A 576-nucleotide genomic window follows, 5' to 3' on the forward strand; every position below is an offset into this window, starting at 1 on the left:
GAGCTACATTCGTTTTTACAACTATAAACGAAGTCATAGTGGGATTGATTATTTAACGCCAAATGAAAAATACCAACAAATGCAAAAAGTGGCTTAAAAACTCTCCAAAAAAGCTGGATCATTACAAGGGAAGCTTTCAAATAGCTCTTCACGAGTCATCTTGCCGTTTAAATAGGCGTTATAGCTAGCCAGACCATTTTCTACATTTAGAATTTTTCGATAGAAAGCTCTAGTAGTCAGGGTTTTGTGCGCAGATGGTTCTTTTTCGACAGATATGCCTATTTGAAACGGTGTATTACCGTTTTCATGTAGTACTGACGACATACCTTCTCCGAGCCCACCAGGACCCGAGAATAGGTCAATTACAAGAACTTCACCTGTTTCCATGCATATTTCGGAGCATTCCGATCAGTCATTTCGGGATTATCCGATCACCCATTTCGGTTTAAACCCCATCTCTTGGTCCCTGATAATCTACGCAGCGCGGTCACCAAAGCGAATCGTTATGAGCCGAGACTGAACGACAGCTATCAGAAACTGGCGAATCACTATCAAACCGCCGTAATGCCAGCTCGC

General features: G+C 42.4%; 1 protein-coding gene. It reads right to left on the reverse strand.

The window, feature by feature from the left end:
- Positions 1-93 precede the first annotated feature (93 nt).
- Positions 94-324 (reverse strand): hypothetical protein, encoded by a 231-nt coding sequence (locus tag EYW48_RS21385; protein ID WP_277433065.1) that lies wholly within the window; start codon positions 322-324, stop codon positions 94-96.
- Between the last annotated feature and the right edge of the window lie 252 nt (positions 325-576).

It is taken from the genome of Vibrio sp. 1180_3 (genome assembly GCF_029478545.1).
GTDB classification, from domain to species: domain Bacteria; phylum Pseudomonadota; class Gammaproteobacteria; order Enterobacterales; family Vibrionaceae; genus Vibrio; species Vibrio aestuarianus.